Below are 16325 nucleotides of genomic sequence, written 5' to 3'. Positions count from 1 at the left end.
GTGCCGTTCACTTTGCACCGTCTCGGTCAGCCGCAATGCTGGCTTTGCCTGTTGCAACTTGGCGCCCGACCTGGATGACAAACGCATCGAACCTTTTGGCCGCGCGCGCGCGGCCCGCAGCATCGTTCTCGGCAAGCGGTGGCTGAACAGCCAGCTCGTAGCGGACGAAAAGCGCGAGCGTTTCGAGCAGGACATGATCATTGCGCTCAAGCCGGGCCAAGGCCGCACTGATCCGGTCGAGCCGCATGCCGAAGCGGTCATCGAGTTCCGATGCGCCGCGCCGATCGAGCCAAGCGACGACCGCGTCCGCGAGAATGGCCGATTTGCATACGCCGGGCCGCGCCGCGAGCTGCTCGAGCCGGTCGCTAACGGGTCGCGATAGATACAATTGGTGACGGATCCGCTCGGCCATGATCAGAAGTCCAGAGGGAGAGCGGGCTGCAACCGGTCGCCCGCATCGACCGCGTAGGCTGAACGCGCGGTGCCCAGCGGTTCGACAGGCGCGACAATCAGGGCTGCCTCGTCATCATCGTCGCCGAGACCGAGCGGATCGTTGCTGGCGGTTGCTGCGCTGTGACGCTCGTGCCCGGCCAGTTCCACGACGGATTCCAGGCTGCTCGCTTCGGTGTCATCCGGAGGTGAGACGGGTGACGCCAGTTGCGGGTCGACCGGGCAAACGCACCCCTCCCAATCGTGCGCTCGGCATGGCGGGCAATCTGGATAGGCGACAGGGCTCAGTGGGGGCGGCGGCAATATCCGCCGCCGAAACGCGCGCTCCTTGTAGTAGCGAAGCTTCCTTGCGCGAACGGGCGGACAACCGGCCACGAGGACCAGCTCCTCGGCAGGTGGCAATTGCATGACCTCACCGGGCGTCAGCAGGGCGCGAGCGGTTTCCTGGCGGCTGACCATGACATGCGCGAGCCACGGCGCGAGACGGTGACCGGCATAGTTCCGCATCGCGCGCTGCTCGGTCGCCGTCCCTAGTGCGTCAGAAATGCGCTTGGCGGTGCGTTCGTCATTGGCCGCGAAGGCGACGCGTACGTGACAATTGTCTAGGATCGCATTGTGTTCGCCATAAGCTTTCTCGATCTGATTGAGGCTCTGGGCGATGAGGAAGGCTCGCACGCCATAGCCTGCCATGAACGCGAGGCTTGTCTCGAAGAAGTCCAGCCGGCCGAGCGCGGGGAATTCGTCGAGCATCAGGAGCAGACGGTGTCCGCCGTCGGGCTCCTCTCCGCGCAGATGCTCGGTCAGGCGCCGGCCAATCTGGTTGAGCACCAGCCGTATGAGAGGCTTGGTCCGGCTGATGTCGGACGGCGGGACCACCAGATAGAGCGAAACGGGAGCGGCTGCTGAAACCAGATCCTCGATCCGCCAGTCGCAGCGCGAAGTCACTGCGGCTATGGTCGGATCGCGATAGAGTCCGAGAAACGACATGGCCGTCGACAGCACGCCCGACCGCTCGTTCTCGCTCTTGTTGAGCAATTCGCGGGCGGCGGAAGCGACGACGGGATGAACCTTGGGCATCTCGACCGTGCCCAGATGATTGGTAGTCATCATGTGCCGGAGAGTGGCCACGAAGCTTCGCCCGGGATCGCTGAGGAACGTGGCGACGCGCGCGAGCGTCTTTTCTTCCTCGGCATAGAGGACGTGAAGGATCGCGCCGACCAGCAGGGAATGACTGGTTTTTTCCCAATGGTTGCGCCGTTCGAGCGCACCTTCGGGATCGACGAGGATATCGGCAATGTTCTGGACGTCGCGCACCTCATGGTCGCCGCGGCGGACTTCGAGCAGCGGATTGTAATGGGCCGAGCGAGCGTCCGTCGGGTTGAAGAGAAGGCAATGCGAGAAGCGGGATCGCCAGCCTGCGGTGAGCTGCCAATTCTCACCCTTGATGTCGTGCACGACGACCGACCCGGTCCAGCCGAGCAACGTCGGCACGACCAGCCCCACGCCCTTACCGGACCGGGTTGGCGCGAATGCCATGACATGCTCGGGTCCATCGTGCCGGAGGAAGCGCGCGCCGAGCCCGCCGAGAAAGACACCGGTCGAGCAGAATAGGCCGGCGCGGCGCATATCGGAGGCCGACGCCCAACGGGCCGATCCGTAGGTCGTGACGATACGCCGCTGGCGTGCGCGCCAGAGCGAACTGCCGACAGCCGCGCCGCACCCTAGAAATCCGCTCGCCCCTGCAAGGGCGCCGGCCCGGTCGAAGATGGCCGGCGCATAGGCATCGAAATGATACCACCAGGGGAAGATAGCCCAAGGCCGATAGATAGGCCGGCCAAGCAGGATGACCCACGGTACACCGAGCTCAGGCTGGTAGGCGAGTGATGCTGCCGCCCATTGCGTCGCCACCCATATTCCGCCGATCGTAATCGCGAAGACTAAGACAATCTGACCAACGAGCAGCTTGGTGGGGGTCATGGCAAAGCTCCCTCCCGACCGGGACGTCGGAAGCGAGGAGCAAGATTTCAGAAGCCGGGCCGCAGGTGCAGCACCCTGACGGCGACATAGCACGCCAAATCACGCCATGTCTCCGCGTCACTGAATTTCCGCTCGAGTCAATTACGGACCAGGCGACTAGCGCGATGATCCGAGGGGCGTCTGGTTATGGGCCGCTTGCGGACTTGCAGCTTGCGGCTTCAAAACTAGCCAAAGCTGACGTTCGATCCGCCGCCGTCTCGGTGTAAACGAGATGCTCTACCTACGCCTCAAAATGGGCCGGTTGCGGGATGGCAGCTTTCAGAGGCTTGCCCATCTAGACTCACGATTAGACCGGCTTCCACCGCGCTGTTCGCGATGTCGCGCAATCTCTGCATACGGGCACGGCATCAGTTGCAACGCGCATCTTTACTGGCGGAGCTCCAGCGCAATCCGATGCTTCCCGCGCGTCGCGCTCGCGCATTGGATCGCAACGTGGCACCTTGTGGGAATGACCGCACCCACCACCGCGCTCGATCGGAAGATTGTCGATATCGTCGCGCGCCATCCGCGCGAAGTCGCGATTGCGAAATTTGCGCTGAGCCTGGCCGCCAGTGTGATCTCGCCGACGTGGCGGCTCGCCGCCTGGCTCAAACCCCGCGATCCAGAGCGTCGCACTTACGTGATCGTCGTGCTCAACGTCGTCTATCTGGTAATTGCCGTGGCGACGATCACAACCCTGATCGTCAGGTTTGATAACAATGCGCGGCCGCTTCGCGCAGGCGCCTGGTCGCCGCTCTGGATCTGGGGCTGGTTTCTTTGGTCGCGCTGCGCTGAGGTGTTCATCGCCTTTTATCGCGACGCGGTGGATCAGCTGAAGGATAAGCCGGCCGGCAGTGATCTTACCGCCGCGTGGCGGGTCCGTCTCGCGCTCAACAGCTATGTCGAGCTCATCATCGACTACGCCATGCTCTATGCGCTGCTGCCATTCTCGGTGTGGCAATCTTCGCCCACTACCATCACCGATTTTTTGTGGCTCAGCGCATCCACCATCACCACCAGCGGCAGCGCAGGCTATGTGCTGACGGGCCGGGCGCCACAGCTCCTTTCGACGTTCGAGATCGTCGGCGGCATCATCCTGCTGGTCGTGTGTTTCGCGCTATATTCCGGCGGCAGGGCCGATGAGCGGCGTGCCGCCCCGCTCCGACAACCGCCAGCCGCCTAACCGAAGGGAACATGCTACGGCGCTTACCGACCTCCAGCTGTGGCTGATGCGCGAGCTGATCGGGCAGCGTGGCACGATCATAGGCATGCCGCGTCGTGATGACGTCAGCGAGGAGGCGACGGAAGATGCTATCGCCGGGCTCCACCGCAGGGGCCTGCCTGATCGTCATCGGTCCGCCGAACCAGAACCGGTCGCTGGGCCAAGACGTCGATGAGCCGGTGCTGCTGCCGTACGGCGCGGCCCTAATGCGAGCGACCCGGCATAAGCTGGCTTTCCTCGTCGCGGTATCGCTAAGCGCGGCTCAGCCGGTCTCGCGCCGCAGGAGCTCGCCGCTGCCCAGACGCGACAGCGGGAGGCGCGGCACGATGGGCTCGCTGAGATCGACCGCGCCGGCGGCGCCGAAGATCGACAGGAGTTCGTCGTGCAGGCCGTAATTCTCGACGTTAGATTTTCCTCCGAATGCCGAACCCGCCATCGGTTGCTCTGACTCGTACCATCGCTCCAGCCAGCAACTGAGCGGGGTCAGCGGGATGTCGAGATGACGAAGCAGAATCGTATCCTTGTCGACCCCGTGAAACGTCCGTTCGATATAATCGGTCAGCTCGAAATAGAATGCGTTCTGCGCCATAACCTGGCTCGCCGGACCTTCGGGCTCGGTTCGTCGCCAATGCTCGACATAGTAATAGTCGAGATGCGGGTTGAAGCTGATCCCGAGCACATCGGTGTACGGACCGAACACTGGTCGGCCGTCCCTCTCGCCATCGAAGCGCGAATAAACCTCGATCTGTGCATGCGGGATCACCGCAAGCGTGAAGTACCGATTGTCGTGAGCGTCGCTTCTTCCATGGGCACGCAGATAGTCGACGAACCGGCGGCCATTGGTGGTCAGCGGCGCAATGAAGGTCGGGAATTCGAGCTTGCGGTAGAGCGATTCGTTGATGTCGCCGGCGTCGATCGTCGCCAAATGGTGGGTGGTTACTGCCGCGATATAGGCGATGAAGAACGGGTAGAGATCGGCGCGCGAGAAGCTATACCGGACCACGATGTCGGCGCGGCGCTCATAGACCGCTTTGCGAAAAACATCCGCGAGCAGACTGGAATGGAATTGCAGCTTGCTGCATAACCCCCACAGGCCCCCGACGAAGAGGTCGAGCGCGGTGACGGTCACCTCGCCCGCGCCCACGCCGCCCGTATGCGTGATCGCTTCCAGCTCGGCACGCAGCGCTGCAAATTGGGCGTCGTCATAGACCGAGAGGTCGAACAGACCGCGCAGATAGTCGGCGAACCGTTCTCCAAGGCGATTTTCCTTGGGGACCAACAGATAGGCGGTGCCGAGCGGGTCATCGCCGCGTGCCTGGATGTGACGCGAGACATCGAGCCAGTAGGTGATATCGGTCTCGGGGTCATGGACGAAGAGGAACAGCGGGATTGACAGCTGCCCCCAATAATCCAGATCGCCATCGCGCGGGTAAAAACGGAACGAGTCCTCTGTTTCCGATCGGATATAGCTTCGTCCCGATTTGACCTGCGCACCAACCAGCTTGCCCGACGGAAAGTCGCCGACGACGATTTCAATCGTGCCGTCGACGCCGACATCCTCCTGAAAGAGATCGCGCCAGATCAGGTTCAGTTCGTTGCAGGCCTTTTCAACCGCAATTAGCCCGGCGCGTTCGGTACGGGCATTTGTCGAGCGTTTGCGCATGACGCTCCGCTTACCCCACAATGGCGGCGTCGAGAAAGCCGCGCGGAATCAATCCGGTCAGGTCGACTTCGAGCGAACACCGATTGAGCGAAGCCGACGCAGCGCTACGATGGCTGTCATGGCGAAATCAGCAGGAGTGCGACGATGATCCCGGACGATCTTTTCCCCGCACTGGTGGAGGGCGCGCGCGAGGCCGTATGGGATGCGTTCGCCGCTGCTCATCGCGTGACGCGGCACCGTGTTCCCGAGGAAGTCGAACATGTCTGGGCGCTGGTCGAAACCGGCACGGCGCGGCTCGCCGCCGAATGGCGGCCCGTCCTTGCCCGACGTGGCGTCTCGCTGCGCGTTACCGGCGTTCTCATCCACCAGACGCCGAAGGCGCATTATGATCATCCGCTCGACGGACCGGTGAAGCCCGAACTCGGCGACCTGCTCGTCGTCCATGACCATATCGGCGCTGCTCCGTCGCGCCGCGCGCTGCTGCTTCAGGCTAAGCGCATAGTCGACGGCGTCCCGACCAGCACCCCCGATGTCCATCAGGAATATCTCTATCGCCATTGGCCCGACTTCACGTTGCACGGGCGTGGCGGTGGCCGGCCCGCCGCACCCTATCTGCCAGGCCATCGCACGATCCGCCCCAATCCTGGCGGCAGCTGGTACGGCTTGGTCGACGACGACGCCCATCCGCACGGGCGCTGCGCAATCTGTTATCCGCAGCATACCTATCTGTTCCCGTGGATGGCCGCCGATCCGGCCGGCCCGGCGCTTGCCGCCGGCGCTGAAGATCTTGGCAGCCTGCTCGCCAACATGCTCTATTCGACCGCCTATCCGCGCGGGCGCGCGGCTCAGCAGATCACCGGCCCCCTCGCGCTCAGCGTAGCCGGCGCCCCCAACAATCATTTTGACGTGACCGTCGAGGAGCTGTTGCGCCTCGCCGCCGCGCGGACCGCATCATTCAAACGCTATCCGCATATCGGCGGGACGCGCGGACAATCGGTCCTCTGCTTTCAGGATCCAGCCAGCGGTGGGCCGCCGCTGCCACCGACCGGGGAGGCGTTTGTTCCGAGCGGCGACGGCGAGGACCGCGAGCGGCCACCCGAGTCAGTGGAGTACGACGAGGACGGCGGTATGTCGGTCCTCCTGATCGAAACCGGGAGCGAGGGCCGGGAATAGAGTGGAGGCGGCGAGGCAGCGGCAGGGGCGGCGGCGTGCGCCGTCTTCAACCCGCCTTCGCACTCGTCGTCGACGGATCGGACGCCAAGCGCGCAGCGGCGACGCTCGGAGCTGGGATCGCGCAGGCTGGTTCGGAGGCACGGCTGCGCTCCTCGCATCCGGCGGTCTCGTGAAGGTGCTCGAAACCTACGCACCGCCTCCCTGCGCTGTGTGGTTGCTGTGCGCGCCGGGTCCTGCAGGGTCGGCGCTCGTCGCAGTCATGGACGCCTTCGTTGCGGCTTTTCGGGGGAAGGAGGACTGACGGCAGAAGTGGTTGGTGCGTGCGGTTGCGGAAGCCCGAGCGGTGGCGGCGATCGGAACGTGCGCTTATGCTAGAAGCTGCCATTGGGACACGATTGGCGGAGCGACAGCTAAGTCCGAACGTCGGCCGCTCCGGCCGCTGCTCCTGGGGCAATGAGCGAACGGCAGGTTTTAGGTCGTGCTTAGCTCAGCTGAACGGCAGAGATTGGGGCGCATAAGAGAACTCAAGCTTCGCGGGGTAATCGAGTCCACGCCTTGTGTGCGCCAGTAGGCTATGGAGAAGCTTGGGAGGCAAGCTGCGGGCTGGGAGGCCCATCTCTTCGACTAAGCGCGCTACCATGCCGGCGATCAGTGCTCACGCGCGGGGCACGACCGCACCCGCAAACTCCCAGGCGCACGGGAGCAGCGCGCACGACACAACCTTGAAAGCTAAAACGGCGGCCCGTCATTCTCGAAGTCTATAAAATCAGCCTCGTTCTCCTGATCCATGAAGCTCGCCTCTCGTCGAACACGCTTCTTCTGTAGCGTCCTGAATACTGCAGCAGCACTGTCGTCATCGAGCCAGGTTGATGACAGATCGCACGATGGCTCCGGTAGACCGATTATTCGCGCTAATTCATTGCGTTGCTCAATGGGATCGTAACCTCGATCGAAATACATGCCGTGAGTCACCGATGCCCCGTCGTAACCGTATCGATTCTTGGTGACAAAAAGTTCAATTAGTTCACCGATGCAGACGCCGTCGGAAATGATCGGATCGCCGACATTCAATCGAACTCGCAATCCCGCAAAGTGACGGACAGCTTGGCCGCCCGGGGTTGCGGGGACGAGCACTCCTTGCCCTCGGTCAATATTGAACAGCCTGTTGATCAGAATCACTGTCGTTGCGCTTTTGCGAGCGGCGGCAACAAGCCGACGTATGCCGACCGTCATCAATCGTGCTTGCAGCCCGAGGGGTACCTCGCCAATTTGCTGCACCAGCTCGCTTTGCGGCACCAAGGCCGCGATGCTATCGACGACAGCGATGCGTATACCGCCCGAGAGCACCAAGCGGTATAGCACCTCCAGCGCCTCCTCACCGCTTTCGGGGTGGCAGATCAGCAATCGGTCGAGATCGACCCCGAGCTGGACTGCGCGCTCGCGCGTCAACCCGTAATCGACGTCAAGGTAGAGCGCCTTGCTTCCGTCCCGCTGTGCAGCCGACACCAACTGAAGTGCGTAGGTAGATTTCCAGGCGGACGCGCCCCCATAGAGTTCGACTATCACACCCGACGGTATACCGTTAAGTCCTGTGACCACGTCCAATGCGGGGCTGCCGCTATGCGATATTCGAATCGGTGATCGCCATCCGGTGGGATCGCTGCCGACCGCTGCCGCCAACGCTTCAAATCGAGTTCGGGACAGCTTGACCACTGCCAGACATCTAAGATCATAGTTCGGGATGGAGCAAGACGTCGTTTCTTATGCATTCGGCTTAGTGACTTTCGTCGACATTCTCGGTTTTCGATCGTTGATCGAAACCGCAGACGCCCCGACGATCGCGCGCGCAGTCCGCCACTTGCAGCGTTTCTCGTCTTCTCGGGATCTATACGGCCAGCACTTCTCCGCGCCGGCCGATCCGATCGTTCGAGCCATCGCCTTCTCGGACAGCGTCGTGCGGGTGCGATTGTTCGGTCGGGAGCCCAGCGCCGACACTATCATGCTGGAGTTGCGCGACATGGTCGTCGCACAGTGCGAGATGGTCCGAGAGGGGATTTTTGTTCGTGGAGGGATTTCCGCTGGCGAGATCTATCTCGATGAGACGGATGGCAACGTTCTCTTCGGCCCGGCGCTCGTCCGCGCATATGAACTTGAGAGCAAATATGCGATCCAACCCCGGATTGTGATCGACCCGGACCTCGTCGATGCGCTCTATAGGCGGGTCGAGGCCGAGGATAGCGCACTTCGGAACGCCGACGATTATTACGACGGAGTCGACAGCCACCTCCTCATAGAAGACTTAAAGGAGTTCACCTCGCAGCTACCGAATGATCTCCTACAACTCGACTATCTGTGGGCTTGGCGCCACCTACTCGACGAAGAGGCCGATTGGGCAGATTTCCTCCGGCAGCACAAGCGAATGATCCTATCGAATCTCGCCCTGGCAACGTTGGCGATGAACGCCTCCGTCAAGGCGAAGATGACGTGGTTAAAGGGATATCACAATCGGACGATCCGCTTCCTGATTCACCATGCCGACAAAGAGGGATATCGCAGCAGTTATGACGTGGTCAATTATCGGTTTTATCTGAAGCAGTTTCTGATCCGTTGACGATGCACCACCGCTTCCTCACTTTACATGCTGGTCTGCTCTCGTCGGCAGCGCCGATTCCACGTTCGCCGTTGAAGCAGCGCCTTAATTTGGTCTAGCTGCCTTTGCCGGAAAAGTCGCTTGAAGTTTATCCACCCATTAGGCAGGCATTTGACTGCCGCACAAAACGAACGCCCGATTTCAGGCAGTTCGAAGACTTCGACGAATGGCAGTTACTTGCCAGAAGAAAAATGACATGAAACTGGATTGAACTCGGTCTAATTCGCTGGCGTAGACATCGCACATTTGAAGCATCTCGCGCGCGAAACCGGGGGATCTTCTTCTCATCAGCCTCCCTATGGGCCAATACCAGTCTTGGCGCTAGCGCAGAAACTGCATCCATTGCTTTTTCCGATCATCCACTGATCGCAATCTCCACCTCACTAGACTGCCGGAAGAAACACTTGCAGCTAAAACCGCATCGACTACAGACGTAATCGATTCGAAGGAAAACTCTATGTGGCGCTATGTCGGTCTTGCGGTTGTTGTCGGCCTCCCGTCCCCGGCATGTGCAGCGACGCCCGTGGATGGCCATTGGATCTTGACGGTCAATCGCTTCGGGAATCCGGAACATTCCACCCTCACTCTGCGATCTGATGGCCCATTGATCTCCGGCGATTGGGACGGTGACACGGTAAAGGGTAGCTGGTCTGGCAGCGTACTGAAGCTGACTGTCACCGACGCGCACGGCGCAACATATCGGTTCGAAGCCAGGCCGACGGATGGAACGCTTCAAGGCACGGCGGACTATCCTGACAACAATTTTCCCGGCCGGCGCCTGCAGTTCCACCTGACCGCGCGTCGCGTTCCCGATCGGCCGGCTGGGGGACCCCGGGTCGTCGACTTCGAACCCACAGATTTTGCCAACAGTTTCTCGGCCGAACGAACACCCGTTTTGACGCTATGGCCGGGCGACACTTTGCGAACCAGTACGATCGATTCCGGCGGCATCGACTCGACGGGAAAGACGCGAGCCCTGTTTGGCAATCCTCAGACCGGCCCCTTCTTCATCGCCGGTGCGACTACCGGCGACACTCTTGCGATCCACATCGTCAAGCTGACGCCCAATCGCGACTGGGCCGATAGCCTGGATACTATCGTCGCGCGCGCATTGACTCCGGGACTTGCTGCAAAAGCGGGTGAGCTGGGCAGGAAGGTTCGCTGGCGCCTCGATCGGGACCATGGTTTCGCGACGCCGGAAGGCGCAACCGGCAAGCTTGAGGGCTACCGCGTTCCGCTGCGGCCAATGCTCGGTGGGCTGGGATTGGCGAGTGGATTCGGTTCGCCGCCGCTCTCGACCGGGGACACCGGACGCGCTGGCGGCAACATGGATTTTCCCGAGATCGTCGAAGGCAATACCGTCTATCTGCCTGTGCAACAGCCCGGGGCGCTGCTGTACCTTGGCGACGCTCATGCGCTGCAGGGTGACGGCGAGACCAGCCAATACGCCTTGGAGACGTCAATGGACGTCGTCATCCGGATTGACCTGATCAAGAACAAGGCAATTAGCGTGCCGCGGATCGAGTCGCCCACCGAATTGATGGTCTTGGGACAGGCTGGATCGCTCGATGAAGCCCTGAAGTCGGCCGGCAGCGGACTGATCCAGTGGCTGCAACAGGATTATGGATTGAGCCTGCCGGACGCAGCCAAGGTCATCGGCACATCGATCCGCTTCAGCATACCCAACCTCGCCGGGCGTAGTGTTGGGGTCGCCGCCCGGATCGACAAATCTCGCCTCCCCCAGCGTCAAGAGGAATGACCCACGCTTACACCCGGCGCGCGCCGATCCCGCGTCCACTCCCTATTTTGACCACGCCCAAAATCCTTGGAGACTATTATGAGCCCGATCCTCCGGCCTGCCAGCCGCCGGCGCTTTATGCGCGACACGGCGCTACTGATCCTCGCCACCATGCCAATGCCTGCGTTGGGACAAGACACACAGGTCGATCCTGCGGTTGGCGTAGATCGTTATCTCGGCGCGCAGATGTCCAAGCTCCGGATCCCCGGTCTCGCGATGGCGGTGGTCAAGGGCGGCAAGATTGTCCTTTCGCGCAGCTACGGGATCGGCAGCGTCGAATTCGGGCTGCCGGCGCGGGACGACACGGTCTTCGCGATCAACTCGATCACCAAGGCGTTCACCGGCGTCGCAGCGATGCGGCTGGTCGACGAGGGCAAGCTCGACTTAGCCGCGCCGGTCGGACGCTATTTGACGGATTTGCCAGAAACATGGCGCGCCGTGACGATCCGTCAGCTGCTCAGCCACCAATCCGGCCTGCCCGACGTGATGCGCGCGCCTACTGTCGAAACCGATGCCGCCGCGGCATGGAAATGGGTGCAGCAGCAACCGGTCCGCTTCCCGCCGGGCGCTCGGTTCGACTATTGCCAGACCAACTACACGCTCATCCAGCGCGTGCTCAACACGCTCGAAGGACAAGCCCTCGATGCGCCTCTTGCCGAGGAGCAGCTGCGGCTCCTTGGTATGGCCCACACATATTATGGCGATGCCTATGACATGATCCCGAACAGGGTGCCGACCTATCGCTGGTCGCTGCCCGGCCCGTTCGTGAACGGCTATAGCGGTGCGGCGCCCGACGCGCCGCGCACGCTGAAGGAGGCATCGGAACGCTTCCTGCCATTCCGGCGCGCCTCGTCGGGGCTCAACAGTACGGCGATCGACATGGCAAACTGGCTGATCGCCGTTTCGCAGGGTTCGCTGCTTACGACGGGCGCGCGCGAGACAATGTGGACGCCTGTGTCGTTTACCAATGGGACGACCGGGCAATGGGGTATGGGATGGGAAGTTTTCTCTCGCGGCAGCCACCGCGCGGTGGGCATGACCGGCGGCGGGCGCGCGGCGGTGTTCTATTATCCCGAGGATCACGTCGGCGTGGTCATCCTCACCAACCTGGCGGGTTCGTTTCCCGAGGATATGGTCGATAAGATCGCCTCCCTGTACGCTCCCGATCTGCCGCTCGCCGGCGTGCCGGCACTCCGGATCGCGCTGGAGGAACAGGGATACGACCATGCTGCGACAGCGGCGGCTACGATCAAGGCGCGCAATCCTGACCTCGTATGGCCTGAGAGCGAACTCAACGACTGGGGTTATCGTCTGCTCAGCACCGGACGCGCGCGTGACGCTGTACCGCTATTCGCTTTCATCGCACACGAATATCCCAACAGCGCGAACGCACATGATAGCTTGGCGCAGGCCTATCATGTCGTCGGAGATGCCGCAGCTTCGCTACGTGAGTATCGACGCGTGCTGGAGCTGGATCCGAGCAACGAATCGGCGAAACGACACGTCGCCGAACTCGCAGAAAAGTGACGATATGCAGATGACCGCTTTCGGCATGGGCAGGTAGGTCACGGAACGACCGAAACTAGGGCGCGTAGCTGACGAACAACCCAGAGCGGCTCGCATGGCGACCACGGCCCCATAGCGGACGTTTGGCGTCACTCTGCCTCGTTGAGCATTTCGATAAGCTTAGTGCCTACGGTTGATGCAGAAGTTGGAAGTGCGACCGCCACATTCTGCTGCGGCTCAAAGCCTTCTTTCCCGCCGAGGTTGCGGTATGGGGTGATCTTTAGCACGTCACCATCAAGCGAAACGCTGATGTGTTTGGACAACTTCATGAACGTTGCCCACGAACTCACACCAGCTGCCCTCAACAGCGGCTTGTCGGGTCGCGCTGTTGGCGGCGGCGTGGCAACACCATCTTGCGAGCGAGCCAGTGCCGCTTCGACAGCTCGGCCCAAATCTTCGGGCATGGGTCGATCGAGAGTGTCTACGCGCTCGTCGTCAATCCAGAATCCTGCAATGGTTCGATGGGCGGCCGTGACGAACAACGCGCCCTTTCGCTCGTAAATTGCCGCAAGTTTTCCCATTTGTTTATGCTGCGGAAGTCGGACGCCGCTGTCCAGATCTGCGGCAGCTAACCCCCCCATCACCCAATTGAAGACTCCCAGGGGTCGGACCGATCTAACGACCGGTTTCGGATATGCCGCAGTCGCCAGCGAACGGCCGAAATTAGGGCGCGTAGCTGACGCGTCACAACTGGCCAGTATAGCCACCGGTCCCCGACCCCGTTGCAGACATTGATCTCTGCGCTGAGGCGGCATCTCAGACGGAAAGGACGGAATTGGTGACCGGCACGACGGCTATGCCCGTTCGAGCCAAGCGAAAATCGCTTTACATGCCGTAATGATCGACCTGCTCCCAATTGGGACGCTTCCCAGCATCACTCGACCGCTTTCGTCGCGCTGATAACGATTTCCTTGATAGCTCGGATATCATCCGACGCGCCGCCGACCATCACGCGATAGGTACCGGCCTGAACGGTCCAGCGATGCGTCGCTGCGTCCCAAAAGGCGAAGGCGCGCGAATCCAGGGCAAGCTCCACGGTCCTTGTCTCGCTCGGCCGCAGGAAGATCTTGGCGAAGGATTTGAGCTGCTTGACCGGTTCGCCTGCTGTGCGGTCGGCACGCGCGACATAGAGCTGGACTATTTCCTTGCCTGCTACCTTGCCGGTGTTCGTAACGGCGATAGTTGCGACCATCGTCTTGTCCGGCGTCGCGCGGGCGGGAATCTTCAGGCCGCCATAAGCGAAGGTCGTGTAGGAAAGGCCGTGCCCGAATGCGAATAATGGTGTGATCGATCTCGCCTCATAGCCGCGGTAACCGACCAGCAGTCCTTCGCGATAGGAGCTGCGCAAGCCGGTCAGGGACACGTCATCGTCGGCGGTGCGCATCGGAAAGGTCACGGGCAGCTTACCCGAGGGATTGACCTTGCCGGTCAGGATATCAGCCAAGGCCGCAGGCCCCTCCTGGCCGGGCAGCCACATATCGACGATCCCGGAGACCTTGTCCGCCCATGGCATGCCCATCGGGGCGCCGGCGTTCACCACCACCACGGTCGAGGGATTGGCCGCCGCCACGGCGGCGATCAACCTGTCCTGCTCGCCAGGCAGATCGATTGTCATGCGATCATAGCCTTCGCCCTCGGTCAGCGACGCTGCCCCCCCCACGACGATGGCAACATCTGCACTTTTCGCGGCAGCGACGGCGGCATCGAAATCAGGGCGCGGCAGCCTCACGCCCAACGACAATGCTTCATAAGGAGTCTGACCGGTCACATAGTCGAGGCGGACCGGATAGGTCTGCCCTGCCTCTAGCTCGACCTTGATCGTCCGGCGTGGCACCGCGAGGCCGGTCACGTCGCGATTGTCGGGTGTCGACGGTGTCGTCTTGTCGATGACAGTCCTGCCATCGAGCGACAGCGTCGCCGTGCCAGTACCGCGCACGCTGAATTCATAAGTGCCGGTAGCCGGCGCCTTGAATATGCCCGTCCAGCGCAACGCGCTATAGCCAACCACCTGCGCACTCGCGATGTTGCCGCTCACTCGCTTGCTGAAGTCGGTTATGCGCTCCGTCTTGACCGGCTGGCCGCTGAAATCAGTACTAGTGAAGTAGCTGGCGGTGAGTCCGGTCTCGGTACTGGCCGCCACAGGGCTGAACAAGGTGGGCGACGGCGCGGCCGGGGTTTCCTCACTGTCGACGCCCTTTTCGTAGAGGATCCGCACGCCGGGCAAGGCGGCGCGGATGACGTCGAGCGGCGTTTCGAGCTTGGCGAACGGGACGACGGCCGAACTGCCGCCGCCCTGAATGCGCGCGCCATCGGCATTGGGACCGATTACCGCGAGCGTTCGGATTCCAGGCTTGAGCGGCAGAACGCCCGCATTCTTGAGGAGAACGATGGCTTCTTCGGCAGCCGCGCGGGCGACCGCGCGATGGCGCTCGCCGCCAATCTCGCCTTTGGGCAAGGGACCATTGAGCACGCCGCTGCGAACGATCAGCCGCACGATGCGCCGGGCATTGTCGTCGATCTGCGCATCGCTCACCGTACCGGCACGGACCGCGGCCACCAGCTTGTCGCCGAAATTCTTGGCCGGGCCCGGCATTTCGAGATCGAGACCGGCATTGGCCGCGGTCGCGGTCGAATGCGTCGCTCCCCAATCGGAAACGACGAAGCCCCGATACTTCCATTCGGTCTTGAGGAGGTCGGTGAGTAGCCAGCGATTCTCGCTGGCATAGGTACCGTTGATCTTGTTGTACGATGCCATCACCGACCACGGGTCGGCGTCCTTCACCACGGTTTCGAAGGCAGGAAGATAAATCTCGCGCATCGTGCGCTCGTCGACCACCGAGTCGACGAAGAAGCGATTGGTTTCCTGGTTGTTTGCGGCGAAATGCTTGACCGAGACACCGACGCCGCGGCCTTGCACACCCCTGACATAGCCCAGCGCCAGTTGCCCGGCGAGATACGGGTCCTCCGAATAGGTTTCGAAATTGCGGCCCCAGCGCGGCGTTCGCACGATATTGATCGTCGGCGCCAGGAGCACCGACGCGCCATAGCCCCGTGCTTCCTCAGCTATCGCGCCGCCGACCGCCTTCGCGATTTCGGGATTCCACGTCGCGGCGATCGCGACGCCGACCGGAAACACGGTTGCCGGATTGCCCTCGGGAGAGCGGACGCCGGTCGGACCGTCGGTCATCTTGACTTCCGGCACGCCCAGCCGCGGGATCGCGTGCAGCTTCATCGAACTGGCGCCGGCAAGCAGCGAAACCTTCTCCTCGAGCGTCAGCCGTCCGAGCAAATCGTCGACGCGTTTTTCGAGGGGCGCGGTCTTGTCGCGATAGATCATGCGATCCTTTTGCGCCTGTGGCCGGGCGGGAGCGGCGGTACCCGTTGCGACCAGCGCCATCACCGCGACACAGGCCAAGAGGGACGTGCTCCGCATCACTTGATAGCGGCGAGGTCGGTCGCGGTTTTCGCGAGCAGTTCGTCGGTCAGCTTGCCGTTGGAATAGGGCTGGACCTGCTTGAGGCTCAGCCCCTTGAACATCTCATATTGCGGCAGGTCGACCAGGCCAGGAAGGTTCTTATCCAGTACCGCCTTGCCCTGCGTATCGGCCACGATGTCCTGGATGGGGGTGTCCAGGGTGAATTTCGCGGATGCGGTGGCGGGAGCGGCAGCCCCGCCTTGGCCAGGCGCGGGAACGGGCGCCGGTGCCGGTGCCGGCATGACGGCAGTCTGCGCCATCGCGGTGCCGGGAAGTGCGAACAAGGTGGCGATCAGCAACGATTTCATTGTT

The 16325-nt window shown here is 62.1% G+C and carries 13 protein-coding genes; 6 read left to right on the top strand and 7 right to left on the bottom strand.

Annotation, left to right across the window (positions count from 1 at the left end; genetic code table 11):
• Positions 1–7: 7 nt before the first annotated feature.
• Entirely contained in the window at positions 8–412 is a 405-nt protein-coding gene (locus Q0L25_RS15315) for a CopG family transcriptional regulator (RefSeq protein ID WP_296615810.1), read from the bottom strand.
• 2 nt (positions 413–414) lie between these two features.
• Positions 415–2427 carry a conjugal transfer protein TraG gene (locus tag Q0L25_RS15310; protein WP_296615809.1) on the bottom strand — a complete coding sequence of 671 codons (2013 nt, stop codon included), beginning with the start codon at positions 2425–2427 and terminating at the stop codon, positions 415–417.
• A 508-nt stretch (positions 2428–2935) separates the two neighbouring features.
• On the opposite strand from Q0L25_RS15310, the gene Q0L25_RS15305 reads away from it, so the two are divergent.
• The gene (locus Q0L25_RS15305) at positions 2936–3649 is read left to right on the top strand and encodes a hypothetical protein (RefSeq protein WP_296615808.1); all 714 of its coding nucleotides are present in this window, start codon (positions 2936–2938) and stop codon (positions 3647–3649) included.
• Positions 3650–3950: 301 nt separating this feature from the next.
• Here Q0L25_RS15305 and Q0L25_RS15300 read toward each other — a convergent pair whose 3' ends face one another.
• On the bottom strand, positions 3951–5351 hold the full coding sequence (locus Q0L25_RS15300) for a DUF4365 domain-containing protein (protein WP_296615807.1): 1401 nt from the start codon (positions 5349–5351) through the stop codon (positions 3951–3953).
• Positions 5352–5495: 144 nt separating this feature from the next.
• Here Q0L25_RS15300 and Q0L25_RS15295 point away from each other — a divergent pair, with 144 nt between their 5' ends.
• Both Q0L25_RS15295 and Q0L25_RS15290 read left to right on the top strand, forming a co-directional pair.
• Positions 5496–6524, top strand: coding sequence for a hypothetical protein (locus Q0L25_RS15295; protein ID WP_296615806.1), 1029 nt, complete (start codon positions 5496–5498; stop codon positions 6522–6524).
• Positions 6525–6559: 35 nt separating this feature from the next.
• Positions 6560–6697 (top strand): hypothetical protein, encoded by a 138-nt coding sequence (locus Q0L25_RS15290; RefSeq protein WP_296615805.1) that lies wholly within the window; start codon positions 6560–6562, stop codon positions 6695–6697.
• A 556-nt stretch (positions 6698–7253) separates the two neighbouring features.
• Here Q0L25_RS15290 and Q0L25_RS15285 read toward each other — a convergent pair.
• Positions 7254–8237: a hypothetical protein gene (locus Q0L25_RS15285; protein WP_296615804.1), complete on the bottom strand. Its 984-nt coding sequence runs from the start codon at positions 8235–8237 to the stop codon at positions 7254–7256.
• A 28-nt stretch (positions 8238–8265) separates the two neighbouring features.
• On the opposite strand from Q0L25_RS15285, the gene Q0L25_RS15280 reads away from it, so the two are divergent.
• The 3 genes from Q0L25_RS15280 (at position 8266) to Q0L25_RS15270 (ending at position 12499) form a co-directional block, all read left to right on the top strand.
• A complete protein-coding gene (locus Q0L25_RS15280; RefSeq protein WP_296615803.1) occupies positions 8266–9135 on the top strand; it encodes a hypothetical protein in 870 nt (289 codons plus the stop codon).
• A 496-nt stretch (positions 9136–9631) separates the two neighbouring features.
• Positions 9632–10933, top strand: a complete 1302-nt coding sequence (locus Q0L25_RS15275; protein WP_296615802.1) for an acetamidase/formamidase family protein — start codon at positions 9632–9634, stop codon at positions 10931–10933.
• A gap of 78 nt (positions 10934–11011) precedes the next feature.
• Complete coding sequence (locus Q0L25_RS15270; protein ID WP_296615801.1) at positions 11012–12499, top strand: serine hydrolase; 1488 nt, start codon at positions 11012–11014, stop codon at positions 12497–12499.
• Positions 12500–12627: 128 nt separating this feature from the next.
• On the opposite strand, the gene Q0L25_RS15265 is transcribed toward Q0L25_RS15270, so the two are convergent.
• From Q0L25_RS15265 to Q0L25_RS15255, 3 genes are all read right to left on the bottom strand, one after another.
• Positions 12628–13059, bottom strand: coding sequence for a hypothetical protein (locus Q0L25_RS15265; RefSeq protein WP_296615800.1), 432 nt, complete (start codon positions 13057–13059; stop codon positions 12628–12630).
• 353 nt (positions 13060–13412) lie between these two features.
• A complete protein-coding gene (locus tag Q0L25_RS15260) occupies positions 13413–15971 on the bottom strand; it encodes a glycoside hydrolase family 3 protein (protein ID WP_296615799.1) in 2559 nt (852 codons plus the stop codon).
• Positions 15971–16321 carry a hypothetical protein gene (locus tag Q0L25_RS15255; RefSeq protein ID WP_296615798.1) on the bottom strand — a complete coding sequence of 117 codons (351 nt, stop codon included), beginning with the start codon at positions 16319–16321 and terminating at the stop codon, positions 15971–15973. Before Q0L25_RS15255 ends, Q0L25_RS15260 begins: the two co-directional genes overlap by 1 nt.
• Positions 16322–16325: the final 4 nt, after the last annotated feature.

Source organism: Sphingomonas sp. (assembly GCF_024508665.1).
Taxonomy (GTDB): Bacteria; Pseudomonadota; Alphaproteobacteria; order Sphingomonadales; family Sphingomonadaceae; genus Sphingomonas.
Note: the sequence above shows the minus strand (reverse complement) of the source record. Positions and strands in the feature narration are given on the sequence as shown.

Excerpts from the sequence above, each read along its gene's own strand:
- Q0L25_RS15315 (WP_296615810.1), bottom strand. The coding sequence starts at position 412 with ATGGCCGAGCGGATCCGTCACCAATTGTATCTATCGCGACCCGTTAGC.
- Q0L25_RS15310 (WP_296615809.1), bottom strand. The coding sequence starts at position 2,427 with ATGACCCCCACCAAGCTGCTCGTTGGTCAGATTGTCTTAGTCTTCGCG.
- Q0L25_RS15305 (WP_296615808.1), top strand. The coding sequence starts at position 2,936 with ATGACCGCACCCACCACCGCGCTCGATCGGAAGATTGTCGATATCGTC.
- Q0L25_RS15300 (WP_296615807.1), bottom strand. The coding sequence starts at position 5,351 with ATGCGCAAACGCTCGACAAATGCCCGTACCGAACGCGCCGGGCTAATT.
- Q0L25_RS15295 (WP_296615806.1), top strand. The coding sequence starts at position 5,496 with ATGATCCCGGACGATCTTTTCCCCGCACTGGTGGAGGGCGCGCGCGAG.
- Q0L25_RS15280 (WP_296615803.1), top strand. The coding sequence starts at position 8,266 with ATGGAGCAAGACGTCGTTTCTTATGCATTCGGCTTAGTGACTTTCGTC.
- Q0L25_RS15275 (WP_296615802.1), top strand. The coding sequence starts at position 9,632 with ATGTGGCGCTATGTCGGTCTTGCGGTTGTTGTCGGCCTCCCGTCCCCG.
- Q0L25_RS15270 (WP_296615801.1), top strand. The coding sequence starts at position 11,012 with ATGAGCCCGATCCTCCGGCCTGCCAGCCGCCGGCGCTTTATGCGCGAC.
- Q0L25_RS15265 (WP_296615800.1), bottom strand. The coding sequence starts at position 13,059 with ATGGGAAAACTTGCGGCAATTTACGAGCGAAAGGGCGCGTTGTTCGTC.
- Q0L25_RS15260 (WP_296615799.1), bottom strand. The coding sequence starts at position 15,971 with ATGCGGAGCACGTCCCTCTTGGCCTGTGTCGCGGTGATGGCGCTGGTC.
- Q0L25_RS15255 (WP_296615798.1), bottom strand. The coding sequence starts at position 16,321 with ATGAAATCGTTGCTGATCGCCACCTTGTTCGCACTTCCCGGCACCGCG.